Source organism: Algihabitans albus (assembly GCF_003572205.1).
In the GTDB taxonomy this organism is placed as follows: Bacteria; Pseudomonadota; Alphaproteobacteria; order Kiloniellales; family DSM-21159; genus Algihabitans; species Algihabitans albus.
The window spans coordinates 300,594-320,509 of the sequence record NZ_QXNY01000006.1 but is presented as its reverse complement, the minus strand read 5'-3'; the positions used below and the strand labels follow the sequence as shown (position 1 = coordinate 320,509).

Annotated in this window: 19 protein-coding genes; 6 read left to right on the top strand and 13 right to left on the bottom strand. The window is 66.6% G+C overall.

What is annotated here, in order from left to right:
• Nucleotides 1-22 precede the first annotated feature (22 nt).
• The 13 genes from DBZ32_RS18270 to DBZ32_RS18210 all read right to left on the bottom strand — a co-directional run bounded on the left by DBZ32_RS18270 (nucleotide 23) and on the right by DBZ32_RS18210 (nucleotide 14,282).
• Nucleotides 23-1,054: a phosphotransferase family protein gene (locus tag DBZ32_RS18270; protein ID WP_119168669.1), complete on the bottom strand. Its 1,032-nt coding sequence runs from the start codon at nucleotides 1,052-1,054 to the stop codon at nucleotides 23-25.
• A complete protein-coding gene (locus tag DBZ32_RS18265; RefSeq protein ID WP_119168668.1) occupies nucleotides 1,051-1,716 on the bottom strand; it encodes an ABC transporter ATP-binding protein in 666 nt (221 codons plus the stop codon). Before DBZ32_RS18265 ends, DBZ32_RS18270 begins: the two co-directional genes overlap by 4 nt.
• 4 nt (nucleotides 1,717-1,720) lie before the next feature.
• A complete protein-coding gene (locus DBZ32_RS18260) occupies nucleotides 1,721-2,473 on the bottom strand; it encodes an ABC transporter ATP-binding protein (protein ID WP_119168667.1) in 753 nt (250 codons plus the stop codon).
• The gene (locus tag DBZ32_RS18255; RefSeq protein WP_119168666.1) at nucleotides 2,470-3,483 is read right to left on the bottom strand and encodes a branched-chain amino acid ABC transporter permease; all 1,014 of its coding nucleotides are present in this window, start codon (nucleotides 3,481-3,483) and stop codon (nucleotides 2,470-2,472) included. The genes DBZ32_RS18260 and DBZ32_RS18255 overlap by 4 nt, the downstream gene beginning before the upstream one ends.
• Nucleotides 3,484-3,486: 3 nt before the next feature.
• The gene (locus tag DBZ32_RS18250; RefSeq protein ID WP_119168665.1) at nucleotides 3,487-4,383 is read right to left on the bottom strand and encodes a branched-chain amino acid ABC transporter permease; all 897 of its coding nucleotides are present in this window, start codon (nucleotides 4,381-4,383) and stop codon (nucleotides 3,487-3,489) included.
• A gap of 169 nt (nucleotides 4,384-4,552) precedes the next feature.
• Nucleotides 4,553-5,869, bottom strand: a complete 1,317-nt coding sequence (locus DBZ32_RS18245) for an ABC transporter substrate-binding protein (protein ID WP_119168664.1) — start codon at nucleotides 5,867-5,869, stop codon at nucleotides 4,553-4,555.
• A 141-nt stretch (nucleotides 5,870-6,010) separates the two neighbouring features.
• The gene (locus DBZ32_RS18240; protein WP_119168663.1) at nucleotides 6,011-7,195 is read right to left on the bottom strand and encodes a thiolase family protein; all 1,185 of its coding nucleotides are present in this window, start codon (nucleotides 7,193-7,195) and stop codon (nucleotides 6,011-6,013) included.
• Nucleotides 7,192-8,085: a FadR/GntR family transcriptional regulator gene (locus tag DBZ32_RS18235; protein ID WP_235830268.1), complete on the bottom strand. Its 894-nt coding sequence runs from the start codon at nucleotides 8,083-8,085 to the stop codon at nucleotides 7,192-7,194. Before DBZ32_RS18235 ends, DBZ32_RS18240 begins: the two co-directional genes overlap by 4 nt.
• A gap of 216 nt (nucleotides 8,086-8,301) precedes the next feature.
• Nucleotides 8,302-9,084 (bottom strand): enoyl-CoA hydratase/isomerase family protein, encoded by a 783-nt coding sequence (locus tag DBZ32_RS18230; protein ID WP_119168662.1) that lies wholly within the window; start codon nucleotides 9,082-9,084, stop codon nucleotides 8,302-8,304.
• A 37-nt stretch (nucleotides 9,085-9,121) separates the two neighbouring features.
• Entirely contained in the window at nucleotides 9,122-9,985 is an 864-nt protein-coding gene (locus DBZ32_RS18225; protein WP_235830267.1) for a 3-hydroxyacyl-CoA dehydrogenase family protein, read from the bottom strand.
• Nucleotides 9,986-10,035: 50 nt separating this feature from the next.
• Complete coding sequence (locus DBZ32_RS18220; RefSeq protein ID WP_119168661.1) at nucleotides 10,036-11,841, bottom strand: acyl-CoA dehydrogenase; 1,806 nt, start codon at nucleotides 11,839-11,841, stop codon at nucleotides 10,036-10,038.
• Nucleotides 11,842-11,845: 4 nt separating this feature from the next.
• Nucleotides 11,846-12,604, bottom strand: coding sequence for an SDR family NAD(P)-dependent oxidoreductase (locus DBZ32_RS18215; protein ID WP_119168660.1), 759 nt, complete (start codon nucleotides 12,602-12,604; stop codon nucleotides 11,846-11,848).
• Nucleotides 12,605-12,647: 43 nt separating this feature from the next.
• Complete coding sequence (locus DBZ32_RS18210) at nucleotides 12,648-14,282, bottom strand: acyl-CoA synthetase (RefSeq protein ID WP_119168659.1); 1,635 nt, start codon at nucleotides 14,280-14,282, stop codon at nucleotides 12,648-12,650.
• Nucleotides 14,283-14,861: 579 nt separating this feature from the next.
• Between DBZ32_RS18210 and DBZ32_RS22575 the strand changes: the two genes are divergently transcribed.
• From DBZ32_RS22575 to DBZ32_RS18185, 6 genes are read left to right on the top strand one after another with little or no spacing between them, the layout of a single operon-like run.
• On the top strand, nucleotides 14,862-15,056 hold the full coding sequence (locus DBZ32_RS22575) for a hypothetical protein (RefSeq protein WP_235830266.1): 195 nt from the start codon (nucleotides 14,862-14,864) through the stop codon (nucleotides 15,054-15,056).
• Complete coding sequence (locus DBZ32_RS18205) at nucleotides 15,046-15,885, top strand: ABC transporter ATP-binding protein (protein ID WP_235830265.1); 840 nt, start codon at nucleotides 15,046-15,048, stop codon at nucleotides 15,883-15,885. The genes DBZ32_RS22575 and DBZ32_RS18205 overlap by 11 nt, the downstream gene beginning before the upstream one ends.
• A complete protein-coding gene (locus DBZ32_RS18200; protein WP_208539295.1) occupies nucleotides 15,885-16,763 on the top strand; it encodes a branched-chain amino acid ABC transporter permease in 879 nt (292 codons plus the stop codon). The genes DBZ32_RS18205 and DBZ32_RS18200 overlap by 1 nt, the downstream gene beginning before the upstream one ends.
• 2 nt (nucleotides 16,764-16,765) lie before the next feature.
• On the top strand, nucleotides 16,766-17,809 hold the full coding sequence (locus DBZ32_RS18195; RefSeq protein WP_119168657.1) for a branched-chain amino acid ABC transporter permease: 1,044 nt from the start codon (nucleotides 16,766-16,768) through the stop codon (nucleotides 17,807-17,809).
• Between the two features lie 25 nt (nucleotides 17,810-17,834).
• Nucleotides 17,835-19,073, top strand: coding sequence for an ABC transporter substrate-binding protein (locus DBZ32_RS18190; protein WP_208539294.1), 1,239 nt, complete (start codon nucleotides 17,835-17,837; stop codon nucleotides 19,071-19,073).
• A gap of 1 nt (nucleotide 19,074) precedes the next feature.
• Nucleotides 19,075-19,905 carry an ABC transporter ATP-binding protein gene (locus DBZ32_RS18185; protein WP_119168656.1) on the top strand — a complete coding sequence of 277 codons (831 nt, stop codon included), beginning with the start codon at nucleotides 19,075-19,077 and terminating at the stop codon, nucleotides 19,903-19,905.
• Nucleotides 19,906-19,916: the final 11 nt, after the last annotated feature.

The window sequence follows — 19,916 nt, the reverse complement described above, 5'->3', positions numbered from 1 at the left end:
TCCCTTGGTTGCTGCCCGGCCGTCAGGCCCTTTCGGCGATAATCCTGTCCGCCCGCCGCGCGAAGGCGACGCCGAGCGCGCCGACCTGTTCCGCGTTTTCGGCCGCCGCCGTCCCGGCCTTCGCGCGCGCGGCAATGCCCTCGAAAATCACGGCGAAACGGAACAGCGAAAAGGCGAGATGAAAGGCGCTGACACGGTCGTTGCGGCCGCTGCGCTCGTAGTAGAGATCGAGGTACTCCGCTTCCGCGGGAATGCCCAGCGCGCCGAGATCCAGCCCAAGCAGGCCGCCGTACTCCTCCGGCGTCGAGTGATAGGCGATGCAGTTGAAGGCGACATCGGCCAGGGGATTGCCCAGTGTCGAAAGCTCCCAATCGAGCAGCACGACGGCGCGTGGCGCGTCGGGCGCAAACAGCAGGTTGCCGAGCCGCAGATCGCCATGACAAAGGGTGGTTTCCGTGTCGTCCGGCAGGTGATCCGTCAGCCAGTCGCGCACCCGCTCCAGCTCCGGGACGACACGCGTGCTGGAGAGTTCGAGCTGCCGCGACCAGCGCCGCATCTGGCGCGTGAAGTAGCCGCCCACCCGGCCGAAACCGCTCAAGTCCGCCGCCTCCCAATCGACCTGGTGAAGGCGCGCCATCACCTCGTTCATCGAGTCGTAGATGGCGGCGCGCTCCCCGGCGCCCAGCTCCGGAAGCGCGCAGTCATGAAACACCCGGCCCTCCACGTATTCCATGACGTAGAAGGGCGTGCCGATCACGGCCGGATCGTCGCAGAACAACCAGACGCGCGGCACCGGCACCTGTGTCTCCGCCAAGGCCGAGAGAACCCGGAATTCGCGGTCCATGGCATGCGCCGAGGGCAGAATATCGCCACTCGGCTGCTTGCGCAGAACGGCTTGCCCGGCGCTGCCCTTCAACCGATAGGTGGGGTTCGACTGGCCGCCGGTCAGCCTCTCAAGGCCGCGCAGCTCGCCCAAGCCGGAGAGACGGCCTTTGAGAAAGCCGGTCAGCGCCGCAAGGTCGAAATCGGGTTGAGCGGCCGCCTCGGCCGTCATGCCGGCGCCTCCCCTGCGACCGCGACCAGGTTTGCGCCCCGTTCGATCACGAACTCACGGTCGAACAGGGCGTGAGAATGATTCAGCTCCGACTGACTCACTACCACCGAGAGATTCTGCTGCCGGAGTCCGAAGATGACGTCAGACAGACGCTGACTGAGCGCGGGCGCGACTCCTTCGAAGGGTTCGTCCAGAAGCAGCAGACGCGTGCCGACCGCCAAGGCGCGGCCGAGCGCCACCATCTTCTGCTGGCCACCCGACAGCAGCAGGGCGCGCCGCCCGGCCATCTCTCTCAGCTCCGGCAGGATCTCGTAGACCACCGACAGTCGCTCCGGACCGTCGAGCGCGGGCGTGACCCAGGTCGGCAGAAGCAGGTTCTCTTCGACCGTGAGCTCCGGCACCAAGCCGCGATCTTCGGGCATGTAGCCGATGCCGAGGCCGGCGCGATGATGGACGGGCACCTTGCGAAAGTCCTCGCCACCGAACATCACCTGGCCCCGACGCAGCTTGACCAACCCCATCACCGCCCGCATCAGCGTCGTCTTGCCGGCGCCGTTGCGGCCCGTGAGGCCGACCATCTCGCCTTCCTTCAGGTCGAGCGAGAAGCCGCGAAGCGCCTCGACGGCGCCAATCATCACATGCGCATTGTCGACTCGAAGCATGGCCCTACCTCGCGGTTCCGGTGACGTAGCGTTGCACCTCGATGTCCGAGAGCACCTCGTCCGGCGCATCGTCGGCGATGATCTTGCCGGCATAGAAGGCGAGCACCCGGTCGGCGTAGCGCGTGACGATGTCCATGTCGTGCTCGACGAAGAGCACGGTGACCGGTTCGCCCTCGACAGCCGCCATGACGGTGTCCATCAGGCCGAACTTCTCTTCGGAGCTCACCCCGCTGGTCGGTTCGTCGAGCAGCAGGACTTTCGGACGGCGCACCAGGGCCATCGCGATATCGAGCAGTTTGCGAACGCCTCCCGGCAGTTCGGAAACGGGACGGTCGGCGTAGGCAGCGATCTCGAAACGCTGCAGAATCTCGGCCGCCTGTTCGCTCGCACCCTGCGCTCCCGCGTGGCGGAAGAAGGAGAAGCGCGGCCCGGAGGCGCCGACCCCGACCAGGATGTTCTCGCGTGGCGTCATCGCCTCGCAGAGCTGGGGAATCTGAAAGGACCGGCAAACGCCCATCTGGGTGATCCGGCGCGGCGTCATGCCCGTGATCGGCTGATCGGCCAGCAGGATGTCCCCCGTGTCCGGAGCCAGGTAGCCGGTCACCATGTTCACGAAGGTGGTCTTGCCGGCTCCATTCGCGCCGATCAAGGACAGCCGCTGGCCGGTCGGGACCTCGACATTGATGTCGGAGGCCGCAACCACGGCCCCGAAATTCTTGTTGAGACCCTTGGCTTGCAAGATGACGGGCGTGCTCATGGCGCCGCCTCCTTCCTGCGCTCGAGACCGCCCGGGTCGGGCACCGGCGGAGGTTTTCCGCGCCCAAGCCGCTTGCTCAGCTCCTCCCAAAGCGATCCCAGCCCGTTCGGGAGAAAAAGGATCACGACGAGCAGGAAGGCGCCGAGCAGGAGCTGCCAGGTCTCCGGGAAGTAACGGTTCGAGAAGGAACGCACGAGCTCCAAAATCAGCGCGGAGACGAAGACGGCGCTCACGCTGACATGACCCGACAGAATAGCGATGAAGACGAACTCGCCAGACGTCGTCCAGAAGGAGAAGAGGGGATCGACATGCCCCAGAGCGAGGCCGTTCAAGGTTCCGCCGATCCCGCCGAAGCCGGCTGCGATGACGAAGTTGCGAACGGTGATGCGGAACACCGAACTGCCCAGGTACTCGACGCGTAGCTCGTTTTCCCGCACGGCCTTCGCCACGAGACCGGGCATGGAGTCGAAGTAGAAACGGCAGAAGGTCGCCGCCGTCGCCGCAATCACGACCGCCACGCCATAGAGCGCGAGATCGGATGCGCCCACCCCAGGCGCCCAGCCCAGGAACGTCGGCTCGGGAACGTTGAAACCGTCGGAACCGCCGATGGCGTTCTGCTTGACCAGGATGCCGTACAAGACCATCGAAAGCGCCACGGTCAACATGGCGAAGAAGATACCGCGGTAGCGCGCGATCAGCGGGCCGACCAGCAATCCGACCAGCGTACTGGCGCCGCCGCCGATGGCGAGAAGCAGGAAGACGTCCGAGACGCCCAGTCGGCTGGCGACCAGTCCCGAGGTATAGGCGCCGATGCAGTAGACCATGCCCTGCCCGAAGGAGACCAGACCGCCCCGCATCAGGACGACGATCCCGAGCGCGACGAGACCGTAGCCGGCCGCCTTGGTGGCGGTGAACAGCAGCCAGTCCGGGAGCAGGAGGCCGATGAGAAACAGAGTGACGCCGCCGAGCAGGCCGGCGGCCACGATGTGCGATGCCTTGCGATGGGTCATTGCTTAGACCTTCCGGGCCTGCACGCGCTGGAACAGACCCTCGGGACGGAAGATCAGCACCACGGCCATGACCAGATAGATGATGAAAATCTCGGCTTCCGGCAGTTGGTAGACGGCGGCGGCACGCGCGATGCCGACGATCAGGGCGCCGATCGCCGCGCCGGGAATGCTGCCCAGGCCGCCGATGATCACGACCGCGAAGGACAGGATGATCACGCTGACGCTGATGCCCGGCTGCACCGAGATCAAGGGGCTGGTGAAGGCGCCGGCGAGCGCCGCCAGGAAAACACCGACGAAGAAGGCCAGCATGTAGACCCGGGCGACGTTCACGCCCATCGCCGCGCTGAGTTCGCGATTGTGAATCACCGCGAGTACGATCTTGCCGATCCGTGTGCGGTTGAGACCGAACCAGGTGGCGAGACCGCAAACCACCGCCAGGACGATCAGCAGCAGGTCGTAGCCGACGTAGTACAGCCCGGCGAATTCGAGATTGCCGAACAGCTGGCGCGGTTCGAACACGAAGTAGGGATTGACGCCCCAAATCAGCTTGCTGATGTCTTCGAGCATGAGAAAGACGGCGTAGGTCACGAGCAGAATCAGCACCTCGTCGCGGCCGTAGAACAGCCGCAGCAATCCGCGTTCGAGCAGAGGAGCGAGCGCCACCGCCACGGCCAGCGCCGCGATCAGCATCGCCAGCAGACTGAAGGGCGCCGGGAGGCCGAGGCCGTTGAACAGGGCGACCATCGAGGCCGCGGCGTAAGCCCCGATCGCATAGAGGCTGCCGTGGGCGATATTCAACATGCGCAGAACGCCGAAGACGAGCGTCAGGCCAAGCGCGACGATGAAAAGCCAAGACGCGTAGATCACCCCGTCGATCAGGATGCTCAGCAGAACGTCCATAGGTCGCTTTCCCGTTCCCTGGGTTCGGTGATTTCGGGACGCCGTCTCGCGGCGGCCGCCGGACGGAGCGGATGGCTCCGCCGGCGGCCGTCCCGCTTAGAGACTCAGGCCGGACTGCTCACCCGGATTGCCCACCGGGATCGCTCCGGGTTCGCACCGGCCCGCAGCGTCACTCGCAGACGGCTCCCGGAAAGCCGGCGTTGATCCAGTCGGTGCTGTTCTGATCCGCCGGCGGATTGACGCACTCCGCCGCGAAACGCTGGATGTCGCCGATCACGACGTTGCCGTCGCCGTCGCGCACCGTGCGGCCGATGGCGGTCGGCTGGATCGCCTGATGCCCATTCCCCAGGGCCATTGTGATGGTGCCGCCCGGGGACTCCCACTCCAACCCGCGAAGCTGCTCCCGAATCTCGTCAGCCGTCGGCTTGGAGCCGCCGTTCGCGTCCATGGCTTTCTCGACCGCCGTCTTGAGGCCGAACAGCGCCTGCACCATGCGATAGGGTGCCTGAACCGGGATGACGCCGTACTCGGCCTCATAGGTCTCGAACCACCAACGGTTCAGAGGCGTGTCCGGAGACAGAAGGCCGTAAGCCCCGCGCGCGCCGATGATCAGACCCTCCGGCATGTTGTTGCCAAGCGGCGGAATGACGTGATCGGCAGCACTCAGCACGCCTTGCGATCGTTGAAACATGCCGCGCGGCGACGCCTGAAGGATCAGGGCCTGGAGGTCGCCGCCCCAAAGAGACGAATGCACGACATCTACACCCTGACGCATCAGCGCGGAGACCTCGGTACCGTACTGACCGGCTCCGAAGGCCGGGAACAACTCGGCCTCGACCGTCGCGTCGGGGTAGATCTGGGCCATGGAGGCGGTGAAATCGCGCCAGCTGTCGTGGCCCCAGGCGTAATCCTGGTTGATGCCTGCGATGCTGTCGACCTCGACGCCTTGGGCTTTCAGGTAGCGGGCGAGCGCGACGTTATCCATCGTCGCATGGGCCGCCGTGCGGAACACGTACTCGTAGGAACCGTCTTCGAACACACGCGGGGTTCCGCAGTCGTAAAGGATCGTCAAGGCCTGAAGCTCGTCGGCGACCGGCGAAACGGCAAGGCAGTCCCCCGAACTCACATAGCCGACGACCGCATCCACTCCCTCGCGTTGAACCAGATTGCGAAACTCCTGCACCTGCTTCGTCGCGCCGCCCGCTTCGTCGATCACGATCGGTTCGATCTCGATCCCGCCGAAGCCCGGCGTATCGTAGGGCGGAGGGACTTCGCCGGCGTTCAGTTTGTCGATCAGCAGCTTGCCACCGTCCCACGCCGGGACGCCGAAGCTCTCGGCCGCCTGGCCCGACAAAAAAGTCACCACACCGATCTTGAAAGTTTCGGCCACCGCCATCCCGGCCAGCGGGCCGGAGAAGGCCAGCACGGCCGCCCCGGTCGTCAAGAGGCTTTTCAGCGCCGTCTTCGCGGGTCTTTGCTTGCTCATTTAACATCCTCCCGAGCTTTTATTCGTTGCATTCACGGGGCCGTCCACTGCCCCGCTTCGTCGCACCGTCGACGCCGGCGGGCTGTCTTTTTTGCCCGATCACCGACGTCTGTTCCACCGCTCACCGGCGGTTTCGGTCTCTCAGTTCGCCATGTTCTCCACCAACAGTGCCATGCCTTGTCCGGCGCCCATGCACATGGAAATCACCGCGAAGCGCCCGCCGCTATCTTCCAGATGCTGCAGGGCCACCAGCATCATACGCACACCCGTCGCGCCCGGCGGATGCCCGATCGAGATGCCGCCGCCGTAGAGGTTGGTCCGCGCGCGGGGCACGCCGAGTTCGTGCTCGGCATGCAGATTGACGGCGGCGAAGGCTTCGTTGATTTCGAAGTAGTCGATATCGTCGACCTTCAACTCGTGACGCGCCAACAGCTTGGCGATGGCCGGCACAGGGCCGCACCCCATGATTCGCGGCGGAACGCCGACGATGGCCCAATCCACCAGACGGGCGCGTGGCGCGACACCCTCGCGCTCGAGCGACGCGCGGTCCCCGACCACCACGAAGGCCGCACCATCGGTCACGCCGCTCGAATTCCCAGGCGTCACCCGCCCGCCGTCCCGGAACACGGGCCGAAGCTTGTTCAGTTTCTCCAATGTGATCTGGGGACGCGGAAACTCATCCGCTTGCATGCTGCGCAGACCCTTGCCCTCGGGCACTTCGATCGGGGCGATCTGCTTGGCCAGGAAACCGGAGTCGATCGCCGATCCGACACGCTGCTGGCTGCTGAGCGCGTAGTCGTCCATGGCGTCCCGGGTGTACTGGAAATCGTCGGCGAGATTTTCCGCCGTCTCGCCCATCAATTCCGAGCTGAAGGGGTCTCGGTAGGCCCAGTCCAACGTATCCTGTATCTCTTGCGGGCCGCGCACGGCGCCCCAGCGGGCGCTTGTCAGGGCATAGGGGCCGCGCGAGAAATTCTCGCCGCCGCCGGCCAGCGCGATCTGCCCCTGTCCCGCAATGATCTGTTCCGCCGCCGTGAGAATGGCCTGCGTGCCCGACCCGCAGGCGCGCGAAACGTTCAGAGCACAGCTTTCGACCGGCATGTCGACCTTGAGCGCAATCACACGGCTGGCGAAGTAGCCGTCGTGATCGACCGGCAGGACGTTGCCCCAGACCAGGTGATCCACCTTCGCGGCCGAGAGGCCGGCCTTGTCCAGACAGGCACGGGCGGCGTGACTCCCAAGTTCGGTCATCGGCGTGTGGCGCAGAGACTTGCCGAAGTCGCCGAAGGGCGTCCGCATACCGCCGGCCAATACAATCTCGGTCATGCCTTGCTCCTTACTCTTACCGGGTCTTTCGCCCTTGCGGTTTCTGGCAGCGCGCCCTCCCGGTCGACCGGCACGTCGATACTGATTCCCGCCATCTCATAGCCACGCCTGAAGTCGACGATGTGCTTGCGCATCCAATCCTCCGCCACGCGGGCCTCGCCGCTTTTGAGAGCGGCCAGCACCCGGCTGTGCGCCTCGACCAGGCGGTGGCCGGACTGGGGGAGTTGCGGCATCATCAGGTCGGCTGCCGGGAACAGGAGCAGGGCGGCGGGCTCGCGCGCCAAGATCCAGGCGGGATTCCCCGTCGCTTCCGTCACCATGCCGTGAAACTCGATATCGAGCTGGGTGAAACTGCGGCCCAGCTCGACAGCCTCGACGGTGCGGGCGAGGTTGTCTTCCAGCGCCCGGATCTGTTCGGCCCCGATCCGCTCCGCCGCCAGCGCGGCCGCCCCCGGTTCGGTGACCATCAGCACCTCCCAGAGTTCGCGGAAGGTGACCTGCTGCAGGACCAGTGCGCGGCTGGCGCGCGACGACAGCTCCTCCTGTCGCGGCACGGCGGCGAATAGCCGGCGGCCGCCTTCGCGGCGCACCAGCCCGGTCTGCTCCAGCAGACGCAGACCCTCGCGGGCCGTCGAGCGGTTCACGCCGAGCTGTCCGGCAAGGGCCGTCTCCGACGGGAGCCGGTCTCCAGGTCTCAGCCGGCCGGAGAGAATTTCCTCCTCGATCGTCTCGAAGACCACCCGGTAGGCCGGCGCAACCTTCAGTTTCGCGAAATGCGGTTCGCGGGTCTTGGCTACGGCGGGCCCGATCTCGGCAGACCCGACGTCAGCGGCCTTCGCCTCGTTGCGTTGATCGACCGCGCGCCGCACTCTCTCCGCCTTCCCGGTCACCGACTTTTTTTGCGATCCGACGCCACCGCACCTTCGAGGCGCGTCGGCTCGGACTCGGCTATTCGTTCGATTGTCGGACAAACGAAGTGTCACGCATGCCGCCCTACTCGGTCAAGGCCACCGTACGCTGCAGTGCAGCGGGCTCAGCAGCGCGTAGAAAGGCCGCCGAAGCGCCCCCCGTCCGCCCAGCCTGCGTCCGCCTGGGAGGATCGCGCGTTAACGGCCGCGAAACCGCGGCACACGTTTCTCCACGAAGGCCGAGACGCCCTCGCGGAAGTCCTCTCCGGCGGCACCCGCGACGAAGGCGCGGCGCTCGCGGTCGAGCTGATCGGTCAAACCGTCTCCGGTCGATGCAGCCAGAAGCGCCTTGAGACGACCGTAGGCCGCCGTCGGCCCGCCGCAGAGACGCTCCGCCATGGCGGCGGTCTCGGCTCCCAAGCGTTCGGCCGGCACGACGCGGTTGATCAAGCCCCACTCCAGAGCCTGGGCGGCGCCGAAGCGGTCCGAGAGAGCCGCGATCTCGAAGGCCCGGCGCAGGCCAAGGATACGCGGCAAGTGATAGGTCGAGCCGCCGTCGGGCGACGCCCCGATCGCGCTGTAGGCAAGAGTGAAGACCGTGTCCTCGGCGGCAAGAGCGAGATCGGCCGCCAAAGCCAGGCTCAGACCCGCCCCGGCGACCGCCCCGTGCAGCTCGGCGATCACCGGCTTCGGCAGGCGGCGCACCCCCTCGATGGCCCGATGGAACGGCGTGATGATCGCATCGGCGACCTCGCCGGCCCGCTCGACATCATGGTGGAACGCCCCGATATCGCCACCGGCCAGGAACGCGCGCCCCTTGCCGCGAAGGACGACGCAGCGGACCGCATCGTCCGCCGCCATCTCCACGGCGGCCGCCAAAGCCTCGGCCAACGCGACATCGATGGCGTTCAGCACGTCGGGGCGATTCAGGGTGATGGTGAGAAGGCTGTCTGTCCGTTCGGCGAGAACGACGTCCGCCATAGCTGAGGTCTCCTTCAGATTCGTACGACGGTTGGACTTAGGCGCCGTCGCCGTAGTCGAACCAACCGCGTCCTGTCACGCGGCCGTCGCGGCCGGCCCGAACCATTTGCTTGAGCAGCGGCCTCGGCATGAATCGCGGCCCGTAGGCCTCGTGCAAAATCTCCTGCACCTGCAGTGTCAGGTGATTGGTCACCCGATCCATCAGCTCGTAGGGTCCGACAGGGTGGCCGAGGCCGAACTTACAGGCCGCATCGATATCGGCGGGGCTGGCGACCCCTTCCTCGACCAGGCGGTTCGCCTCGATCCAAAAGGCGTGAAGCAGGCGGTTGACGGCGAAACCCGCCACGTCCTTGACCCGGATCGGCTCCTTGCCCGCAGCGCGACAGGCAGCCATCGCCGCGGCAACGACCTCCTCGTCGGTGTCAAAACCGGGTATGACTTCGACCAGCTTCATCCGTGAGACGGGTGAGAAGAAATGCATGCCGAGAAATCGCCGCCGCCGCTCCGGCCGGAGACGACCTGCCAAGACCGAAATCGAGATCGACGAGGTGTTGCTGGCGAGAATCGCCCCGGCATCCGTCAGATCGTCGAGCCGCCGCAAGACCTCGGCTTTCACCTCTTCGTCTTCGAAGACCGCTTCGATCAAAAGCTGCCGGTCGGCCTGCTCCTCCAAATGCGAAGCCGTGTCCAGGCGCGCCAGCGTCGCCTCGGCCTCTCCGCTGCTGCAGCCCCCACGGGCGACGGCCTTGTCGAGCAGTCCAGTCAGGCGGTCGACGGCGCGGCCGAGCTGCTCGGGACTGCTGTCCGTCAGCCGAACATCCGCCCCGGACAAGGCGAAGACCAAGGCGATCTCCGTTCCCATCATCCCGGCGCCGATCACGCCGACTCGCTCGATGATCAAGACTGTCTCCTTCCCCACTGCGCCAGCACGGCAAAACCCGGCGGTGCCGGTTAGAACCAGGCCGGTTGCATCTCCAAACAGGTTGCGTCCAGCGCCGCCAGGGTGTCGGCCAGGGCCAGAGCTTTCGGCAACTCGAAGCGAAAGACGTAGCGGCAGGTTTGAAGTTTGCCGCGGTAGAAGTCGGTCGTCGGCGCGTCGGGTGCGGCCGCCAGGGCCTGCGAACTCAGGACGGCTTGCCACAGCCAGATCCAAGCCAGGGTCACCTGTCCGGCAAAGGTCATATAGAGGCTCGCGTTGGCCAGATAGGCCCGCTCGCCTTTCCGCGCGGCTGCGGCGACCATCTGCCGGGTCGTGGTCTCCCAGAGGTCCAGGGCGGCCGCCAGACCCGCCGCTTCCTCGGCCAGTCCCGGCTGCGCGGCGGCGGTCTCGGCCGTCGCGCGCATCTCCGCGATCAGGGCCCGCAGGGCGGCGCCCTCCTGCTGCCGGACCTTGCGACCCAGGAGGTCGATGGCCTGAACGCCGTTGGCCCCCTCGTGTATGGGGTTGAGCCTGTTGTCGCGATAGAACTGCTCGACCGGATAGTCGCGTGTATAGCCGTAGCCGCCGAGAACCTGGATCGAGAGGTCGTTCGCCTCCAGAGCCCGCTCGGAGATGTAGGCCTTGTAGATCGGCGTGACGATCTCGAGAAGCAGGCCCGCGCGCGCGCGCCGATCGGACTCGGGATCGAGGGCGCGACGGTCGACCAGAAGCGCCGCGTAGAGCCCCAGGGCGAGCCCCCCCTCCCCGACGGCCTTCTGTACCAGCAGCATGCGGCGCACGTCGGCATGCTCGATCAATCGAATCTGGGGCGCGGCCGGGTCCTTGTCGTCGGGGTGTCGGCCCTGCAGGCGCTCTCGGGCATAGTCCAGGGCATAGAGATAGCCTGTTGCCGCCAGAGCGGCGGCGCCCATCCCGACGCCGATCCGCGCCTCGTTCATCATGTGGAACATGTAGGCGAGGCCCTTGCCCTCCTCGCCGATCAGTTCGCCGATACAGCCGCCGTCTTCGCCAATCGACAGGACGGTGTTGGTGGTGCCCCGATACCCCATCTTGTGATTCAGGCCGGTGACGGTCACGTCGTTCGAGCCGCCGATGCGGCCGTCCTCCCCGACCCGGTCGCGCGGGACGACGAAGAGGGACAGGCCCTTGACCCCGGCCGGGCCGCCGCGGACGCGGGCCAGCATCAGGTTGACGATGGTCTCCGACAGATCGTGGGCGGCGCCGGAGATCCACATCTTGCTGCCGGTCAGCCGATAGCGACCCTCGCCGAGCGGCTCGGCCGTCGTTCGGATGTCGCCCAGGGAAGAGCCGGCCTGCGGCTCGGACAGCGCCATCGTGCCGAAGAAGCGGCCCTCGAGCATCGGCCCGAGGTACCGCCGCTTCTGTTCCGCGTTCGCGAAGCGCTCCAGCAGGTTCGCGGCGGCAATCGTCAGAAAGGGATAGGCGACGGTCGAGATGTTGGCGGCCTGAAACCAGGCGAAGCAGGCCTGGGCGACCACCCACGGCAACTGCATGCCGCCCTGCGCGTAGTCGAAGTTGGCCGAGGTGAAGCCGGCCGCGTTGAAGGCGTCGAGTGCCGACTTGATTTCGGGAATCGTCTCCACCCGCCCATCCCGGAAGCGCGGTTCCTGCAGATCACTCTTTCGATTGTGCGTCCGGAAGCGGTCCCCGGCGATCTGCCGCGCGGTCTCCAAAGCCGCATCGAAGGTATCGCGGCCATGGTCCGCAAAGCGCGGCAGCCGCGTCAGCGCCTCGACGTCGAGCATCTCGTAGAGCAGAAAGTTCAGGTCGCGCGGATCGAGAAGCGGCTCGTTCATCGTCTCACCGCACCAGGAAGCCGCCGTCGACCGTCACGGTGCTTCCGGTCATATAGCGCGATGCATCGGACGCCAGCAGCAGCAAGGCACCGTCCAGCTCCTCCGGCTGGCCGACGCGTCTCACCGGAAGCGCGTTCTCCAGGCGCCGACCGGCCTCGGACTCGAAGAAGCCGCGGTTGATGTCCGTCTCGATGTAGCCGGGCGCGATGGCGTTCACACGCACGCCGCTGCGCGCGAGTTCGTGCGCCATCGCGCGTGTGAGCTGCAGAAGCCCGCCCTTCGAGGCGCAGTAGGGCGAGAGGGAGCCGACCACATCGAGACCGAGTACCGAGGCGACGTTGATGATGTTGCCGCGACCGCGCTCCGCCATGCCTTTCGCCACTTCCCGGGCGACCAGGAAAGCGCCGCGCAGGTTGGTTCCGACGACGCTGTCCCAATCGTCGTCCGCCTGCTCGAGGAAGGGCTTGCTGACGGCGATGCCGGCATTGTTGACCAGGATATCGAGCGGTCCCACCGCCGTTTCGCAGTCGGCGATCGCACGGGATACGGCGGAAGCGTCGGTCACGTCGAGCGCGACGGCGTGGCAGGTCCCGCCCCGCGCCCGCAGCTCGCCGGCCAGTTCGGCCAGCTTACCGGTCTGCCGGGCGGCCAGGCAGACGGCCGCGCCCCGCGCCGCAAGAACCTCGGCGAAGCGACGCCCCAAGCCTTGCGAGGCGCCGGTCACCAGGGCGACGCGGCCCGTCAAGTCGAACAGATCGGCCATGGGCTCACATGTCTCCTTGGGAATGCGATGTCGCCTTGCGAGGTCAAGGCCGGTCCGACAGGTCGGCGCGCAGCACATGCTTCTGGACTTTGCCGGTCGAGGTCTTCGGCAAGTCGCAGAAGATCACTTGCTTCGGGGCCTTGAAGTGCGCCAGCCGGTCCCGGCACCAAGCAATGAGATCCGCCTCGAGGATCGGCTCGGCATCGGGCTTCAGCGTGACGAAGGCACAGGGTACCTCGCCCCAGGTCGCGTCGGGTTTCGCGACGACCGCCGCCTCCAGGACGGACGGATGGCGGTAGAGCGCGCCCTCGACCTCCAGGCTGGAGATGTTCTCGCCGCCGCTGATGATGATGTCCTTCGAGCGGTCGCGGATCTCGACGTAGCCGTCGGGATGCAGGACCGCGAGGTCGCCGGAGTGGAACCAGCCGCCGGCGAAGGCGGCTTGCGTGGCGCTGGGATTCTTCAGGTAGCCCTTCATCAGGGAGCTGCCGCGCATCATCACCTCGCCCAGCGTCTCACCGTCGGCCGGAACGGGTGCGAGAGTCGCGGGGTCCAGCACCGTCATCTCCTCGCAGGCCAGCGTCGGCACCCCTTGCCGCGCCTTTTTACGCGCCCTCTCCTCCAGAGGCAGGGCGTCCCAGGCCGCATGCCAATCGCAGCATCCCGAAGGTCCGTAGGTTTCGGTCAGGCCATAGCCGTGCAGAACGTTGAAACCCAGGGCCTCGATGCGCTCCAGCAGGGATGCGGGCGGCGCGGCGCCGCCGACGGTGTACTCGACCCTGTGGGTGCTGCGTCTCGCCACGCCCTCCGCTGCGTTGATCAGCAGGTTGAGCACGACGGGGGCCCCCGACATGTGGGTCACGCCCTGCGTGTCGATCAGGCTGAAGATCTGCGCCGGGTCGGGCTTGCGCAGGCAGACGTGGGTGCCCGAAAGCGCCGTGATCGCCCAGGTGTTGCACCAGCCGTTGCAATGGAACATCGGCAGGGTCCAGAGGTAGACCGGCAGGGGCGAGAGGCGAAAGGCCAGATGGTTCGCCATGGCCGTCAGGTAGGCGCCGCGATGGTGATAGACGACGCCCTTGGGGTTGCCGGTCGTGCCGCTGGTGTAGTTGAGCGCAATGGCGTCCCACTCGTCGGCGACCTCGGGCCAGACGAACTGGGGGTCGGCGGCCGCCAGCAGCGCGTCGTAGCGGTGGTCGCCGATCGGCTCGGCCGGACCGAAGACGGCGTCCTCGATGTCGATGACGATCGGACGCCGCGACGCTTGATTCAAGGCCCGACGGGCCAGGGGTGCGAGTTCGGGATCGACCAGCAGCACCTTGGACTCGGCGTGCTCCAGAATGAAGGCGATGGCCGCCGCATCCAGCCGCGTATTCAGCGCATTGAGCACCGCACCCAGCATCGGCACGGCGAAATGCGCCTCGAGCACCGGCGGCGAGTTCGGCGCCAGAACCGTCACCGTGTCGCCCCGCCCGACGCCGAGGCCCGCCAGGGCATGGGCCAGCCGCACGCAGCGATCGTGAAAGTCGGTATAGGTCCAGCGCTGCGCGCCATGCACGACGGCAATCTGATCCGGATGGATGCGGGCGGAGCGCGTCAGGAAGGTCAGGGGCGTCAGCGGGCGGTGATTGGCCGCGCAGCGGTCGAGATCGCGGTCGTAGAGTCCGACGTCCGACATAGGGTGTCATATCCTCCCCCGGCGCCGCTTTTCCATGCGGCTGCCGGTGCTTTCACGGCGGACGGCGGCCGTTCCGATCGACCGACCGGCGGCGCGTTCGCCCGAGATTTCGCAGCGGCAGCTTCATCCTGCCGGCCGGTGAAGTGTGCCAGCAGATCCGGCCGTCTTCAATGCAATGTCCGTCTGTCGGACAAATAGAGCAAGAGCTTGGCTGACGGCGGCCGATTCTCGGCGCGGCTCCGGCTCGACGCCGAGGAACCGGCGAGGCGTCCCGCATCGTTCGGGCGGTGCGGAGCGACAATGCAGGACGGTCTTGATTCCGATGAAAGGACTATTGCACCATCGCCCCGTTCAACGTCAGGTGAGCCGCCGAAAGCGGCAGGCCCTTTGCAACGGAAGGACGGTTTCTCTCGAAAGGCGGCGCCGGCCTCCGCCTCGACAAGCCGGCGGGGTACTGGCACCTTCTCAGCAAAACGCCGCCGCGCGGACTATCGTTACCATCACTTGGCGGCACAGCCACATCACCGAGACACCCCACGAAGTCCAGAAGGGTGCAGGTGCAATCGTAGGGAGGACGACTTGCCTGAAAGCGACCCGGCCATCGACAGCCGGGAGGGTCTCTTCGCGCGTCTCCGTTTCGGCTCTCCGGCTCGCCAGGCCGAATTCCGAGAGCTTGGACAGCGTACCTGCGCCGCCTCCCTTCGATCCGTCGATATCGCCGAGAACCAGACGGCCTTCACCGGCCGGCGGGGGCCGTCGTTTCGTGAGCGCTGACCTGCCGCACGGCACGCCGGCCCTGGCGGTCGAGGGCATCACTCTCACCTTCGGCGGACTGCGCGCGCTCAACGAGGTCAGCTTCGACGTCGTCGAGGGCAGCGTAACCTCGGTGATCGGCCCGAATGGCGCCGGCAAGACCTCTCTGTTCAACGCCGTTTCCGGCTTCTATCGCCCCTCCGGCGGATCGGTTCGCCTGTTCGGCACGACCATCGACCAGGTACCGGCGCCCGAGCGCGCCCGCCTCGGTCTTGCGCGCACCTTCCAGAACATCGCGCTGTTCCGCGGCATGACGGTGCTGGACAACATCAAGCTCGGCCGGCACGCCCACATGAGCACCGGACTGCTGGACGCCCTCTGGTACTTCGGCCGGGCACGCCGCGAAGAACTGGAACTGCGCGCCGAGATCGAGTGGCGGATCATCGACTTCCTGGAGATCGACCACATTCGCAATGCACCCGTCGCCGCGCTGCCCTACGGCCTGCGGAAACGGGTGGAGTTGGCCCGCGCCTTGGCGATGCGCCCACGCGTCTTGATGCTCGACGAACCGGTTGCCGGCATGAACCGGGAAGAGACCGAGGACATGGCCCGCTTCATCTTGGATGTGAAGGAAGAATGGGGCGTCACCATCCTCATGGTCGAACACGACATGGGCATGGTCATGGATATCTCCGACCATGTGGTGGTGCTCAACTTCGGCGAAGTGATCGCCGAGGGGGCGCCGCCCGCGGTCGCGGCCAACCCGCAGGTAATCGAGGCCTACCTGGGCGCCGGCGACGTCGGCGACCTGCGCCGCCGCCTGCAGGCCGGCGCGGGGAAGGCGGCCTGATGGACTGGTTGTTCTTCTTCGAAATCTCGCTGGCCGGCCTCGGCACCGGCGGTCTCTACGCGCTGACCGGCCTCGCCTTCGTCCTGATCTACAAGGCGACGCGGGTGGTCAACCTGGCGATCGGCGAACTGCTGATGCTGGGAGCCTACCTGTTCTTCGGCTTCGCGGCGGGCCTGGCCCTGCCCTATTGGATGGCGGTTCTGCTGACCCTGCTGTCGGCCGCCGTGGTGGGGGGCGCGGTGGAGCGGTTGCTGATCCGGCCGATGCTGGGCGAAAGCCCGATCAGCGTCTTCATGCTGACCATCGGCCTGGGCAGCGTTCTGATCGGCGTCGTCGAGCTGATCTGGGGACCGAACCCGCAGCGCTTGCCGGAGTTCCTGCCGACCACGCCCTTGTTCCTGGGCGAGGCCTATCTCTCCTCGAAGATCGCGGCGGCCTTCGCGGCGGCGGCGCTGATGGTCGTGGCCTTCGTGCTGGTGTTCCGCTTCTGGCGCGGCGGTGTCGCGCTGCGGGCCACGGCCAGCGACCAGGCGGCGGCCTACTCGATGGGCATCAACGTACCTCGAGTCTTCTCCTTGGCCTGGGTGGTGGCCTGCGTGATCGCGGCGGCGGCGGGCATGCTGGTCGGCGCCATCGGCGGCATCGCCCCGACGATGGGCGTATTCGGCCTGTCGGTGCTGGTCGTGGTCATCGTCGGCGGCCTCGACAGCGTGTTCGGCGCGTTGGTCGCCGGTCTGTTGATCGGTCTGCTGGAGGCCCTCGCGGGCGCCTATCTGGGCGGCGAGTACAAGTTGCTCGCCACCTTCTCGCTGCTGGTCGTGGTGCTGATGCTGCGGCCCTACGGCCTGTTCGGCACCCACGAGATCGAAAGGCTCTAAGCATGCGCATCGGAGCCGCAAAGGAAAGCTATGCCGCCGACGAGGCGCTGTTCGACACGGCCGTCCAGTGGCGCTGGCTGCTGGCCTTCTTCGCACTGCTGGCGATCTTTCCCTTCGTCGCCACGCCCTACTGGCTCTTCATGGCCTGCCTGGTGGCGATCAACGTGGCGTCGGCGACGGGGCTGAACATCCTGACCGGCTATACCGGGCTGGTCAGCCTGGGCCAGGCCGCCTTCATGGGCGTCGGCGCCTATACCGTCGCCTGGCTGGAGATCAATCTCGGGACGCCGGTGCTGCTCAATCTCGCGGCCGGCGGCCTGATGGCCGGTGCCGCCGGGATGCTGGTCGGCATACCCAGCCTGCGCGTGAAGGGCCTCTATCTGGCGATCGCCACCATCGCGGCCTCGGTGATCTTTCACTTCATCTTCGCCAACTGGACCAGCGTGACCGGAGGCGTCTCGGGTCTGACCATGCCGCCGGCGACGATTCTCGGGCTGACTCTGGACGAACCGCGCCACCTCTACTGGCTGATCGTACCGATCACGGTGCTGATGGTGACCGGGGCCGCCAACCTCTTCCGCACCCGTATCGGCCGCGCCTTCATCGCCATCCGCGACCGCGACATCTCGGCCGAGGTGCTCGGCATCCGGCTGCTGCGCTTCAAGCTTCTCAGCTTCGCACTCTCCAGCTTTTACGCCGGCGTCGCCGGAGGGCTGTGGGCCTACTTTTTCCGCGTGGTGACGCCCGAAAGCTTCCCGCTGGTCATGTCGATCTTCTTCCTGGCAGCGATCATCGTCGGCGGGATGGGCTCGATCCTGGGCGGTATCCTGGGGGCGGTCTTCATGACCCTGGTGCCGGAGGCGCTGAAGATGGCAGTCAACTGGCTGTCGCCCTGGCTGCCGGATGCGGTGGCGCTGCTGTCGCCGGTGCGCGTCATCGTGTTCGGCGCGCTGATCATCGGGTTCCTGCTATTCGAACCCCAGGGCCTGGCCGAGATCTGGCGGCGTCTGCGCCGCCAGTTCCATCTCTGGCCTTTCAGAACCTGAACGAACCCAAAAAAGGGAGGTAGCGATGACGAAGGACACAAAACGACAGGACGCCCGGCAGGCGTCCCCGGCTCGCCGCGGACTGCGCGGCTATGGAACGGCGCTGGCGATGGCCGGTCTGCTCGGGCTGGGCGGGGCGAGCCAAGTCGGCAGCGCTCAGGCGGCGGAAGAAATCGTCTTCGGCGGCTCGATCCCGCTGACCGGCGTTTTCGCCTTCGCCGGCGAGGGCGTGCATGCCGGCATTCAGGACTGGGTGCAGATCGTCAACGAGGCCGGCGGCATCGAGGGACGCATGCTGCGTTACGAACCGGAGGACACGGCTTACAAGGTCGACGCCTCGGTCGCCGCCTTCAAGCGCATCACGAGTCAGTTCCAGCCGAATCTCTACTACGGCGACTCCACCGCCTTCTCCAAGACCATCAATCCGGAGCTGGAGCGCAACGGGCGCATGATCATGGCAGGCGCGTCCTTCGCCACCGAACTGAACGACCCTGAGGTCTTCCCGCTGCAATTCATGGCCGGGCCGGACTACACGGAGATGTTCGGCATCCTGCTTCAGCACATCGCCGACACCCAGCCGGGCGCCAGCGTCGCCTTCGTCTATTCCGATACCGAATTCGGCCGCGATCCGATCGAACCCGGCCGCGCGCGGGCCGAGGCGCTCGGCCTCGAGGTGGTCGAGACCATCGTGACACCGCCGGGCTCGGTCGACATCTCGACCGAGGTGCTGAAGCTGCGCCGGGCGCGGCCCGACTACGCCATCTTCCACGGCTACGTTCAGGCGCCGATCCCCGAGTTCATCAGCCAGGCCCGGCAGATGGGCATGGAGACGCGCTTCATGGGCACCTTCTGGTCGATGGACCATACGGTGGTGATGGGGATGGGCGAGGTCGCCGAAGGTTTCATGGGAGTCATGCCCTACCGCTACTACTACGACGAGGCGGCCGACGCGCCGATGCTGGAGCGGATCCGCGAAATGCGGCCCGAGTACCAGTCGACCGCCTACATGCAGGGCTTCCTGACGGCCATGCTGATGACCGAAGCGGTCGAGCGGACCGTGGCGGCCGGCCAGGATTTGACCGGGCCCAACCTGAAGGCCGCGCTCAACTCCATCGAAGACTTCGACACCGGCGGCATCATCGGCGTGCCGATCAGCCTTCCGGGGAACTCGATCCCCGTCGGACGCATCTACCAGGCCGACATCGCGGCGCAGAAGATGGTGCCCGTGTCCGACTGGATCCGTCTGGACGAGACCGGAGGCTGAGATGACGGGAACGACCGGGACCGTCGAACGGCCAGCCGAGCCGGCGACGGTCCTCGCGGTCAACAACGTCGAAGTGGTCTACAGCCACACGGTTCAGGTGCTGCGGGGGCTGTCGCTTCGGGTGGCTGAAGGGGCCGTGGTCGCGCTGCTCGGCTCCAACGGCGCGGGCAAGACGACCACGCTGAAAGCCATCTCCGGCCTGCTCGCTCTCGAGAACGGTGCGATCACGGCGGGCGACGTGCAGTTCGACGGTGCCAGCGTACGGGGCCGCGCACCGCACGCCCTGGTCCGCAGCGGGCTTTTCCACGTCATGGAGGGCCGCCGCATTTTCGAGGACCTGACGGTCGAGGAGAATCTGGTCGCCGCGACCTACGCCAGCGGGGCCGGTCGCGACTTCAGCCTGGTCTACGACTACTTTCCGCGGCTGGCCGAGCGCCGGCGCGCACTGGCCGGCTACCTCTCGGGCGGCGAGCAGCAGATGCTGGCCATCGGCCGGGCGCTGGTCGCGGAACCGAGGATCATCCTGCTCGACGAACCGTCGCTCGGCCTGTCACCGATGCTGACCGAGGAGATCTTCACCATCATCGCCCGCATCAATGCCGAACGGGGAACCAGCATGTTGCTGGTCGAACAGAACGCCGCCATGGCCTTCGCGGTGTCCTCCTACGCCTACATCATGGAAACCGGCCGCATCGTCATCGACGGTCCGGTCGAGCGGCTGATGCGCGATCAGGACGTTCGGGAGTTCTACCTCGGCATGGGCGAGGAAGGGGCCGCGCGCAGCTATCGCGACGTCAAGCACTACAAACGCCGCAAGCGCTGGCTGTCGTGACCTTGGAGGCC

What these genes read in the sequence shown, in the direction of transcription:
- DBZ32_RS18230 (WP_119168662.1), bottom strand. Translation starts at nt 9,084, where the DNA reads ATGGCGGACGTCGTTCTCGCCGAACGGACAGACAGCCTTCTCACCATC.
- DBZ32_RS18220 (WP_119168661.1), bottom strand. Translation starts at nt 11,841, where the DNA reads ATGAACGAGCCGCTTCTCGATCCGCGCGACCTGAACTTTCTGCTCTAC.
- DBZ32_RS18215 (WP_119168660.1), bottom strand. Translation starts at nt 12,604, where the DNA reads ATGGCCGATCTGTTCGACTTGACGGGCCGCGTCGCCCTGGTGACCGGC.
- DBZ32_RS18265 (WP_119168668.1), bottom strand. Translation starts at nt 1,716, where the DNA reads ATGCTTCGAGTCGACAATGCGCATGTGATGATTGGCGCCGTCGAGGCG.
- DBZ32_RS18260 (WP_119168667.1), bottom strand. Translation starts at nt 2,473, where the DNA reads ATGAGCACGCCCGTCATCTTGCAAGCCAAGGGTCTCAACAAGAATTTC.
- DBZ32_RS18250 (WP_119168665.1), bottom strand. Translation starts at nt 4,383, where the DNA reads ATGGACGTTCTGCTGAGCATCCTGATCGACGGGGTGATCTACGCGTCT.
- DBZ32_RS18210 (WP_119168659.1), bottom strand. Translation starts at nt 14,282, where the DNA reads ATGTCGGACGTCGGACTCTACGACCGCGATCTCGACCGCTGCGCGGCC.
- DBZ32_RS18240 (WP_119168663.1), bottom strand. Translation starts at nt 7,195, where the DNA reads ATGACCGAGATTGTATTGGCCGGCGGTATGCGGACGCCCTTCGGCGAC.
- DBZ32_RS18190 (WP_208539294.1), top strand. Translation starts at nt 17,835, where the DNA reads ATGACGAAGGACACAAAACGACAGGACGCCCGGCAGGCGTCCCCGGCT.
- DBZ32_RS18195 (WP_119168657.1), top strand. Translation starts at nt 16,766, where the DNA reads ATGCGCATCGGAGCCGCAAAGGAAAGCTATGCCGCCGACGAGGCGCTG.
- DBZ32_RS18255 (WP_119168666.1), bottom strand. Translation starts at nt 3,483, where the DNA reads ATGACCCATCGCAAGGCATCGCACATCGTGGCCGCCGGCCTGCTCGGC.
- DBZ32_RS18270 (WP_119168669.1), bottom strand. Translation starts at nt 1,054, where the DNA reads ATGACGGCCGAGGCGGCCGCTCAACCCGATTTCGACCTTGCGGCGCTG.
- DBZ32_RS18245 (WP_119168664.1), bottom strand. Translation starts at nt 5,869, where the DNA reads ATGAGCAAGCAAAGACCCGCGAAGACGGCGCTGAAAAGCCTCTTGACG.
- DBZ32_RS18185 (WP_119168656.1), top strand. Translation starts at nt 19,075, where the DNA reads ATGACGGGAACGACCGGGACCGTCGAACGGCCAGCCGAGCCGGCGACG.
- DBZ32_RS18200 (WP_208539295.1), top strand. Translation starts at nt 15,885, where the DNA reads ATGGACTGGTTGTTCTTCTTCGAAATCTCGCTGGCCGGCCTCGGCACC.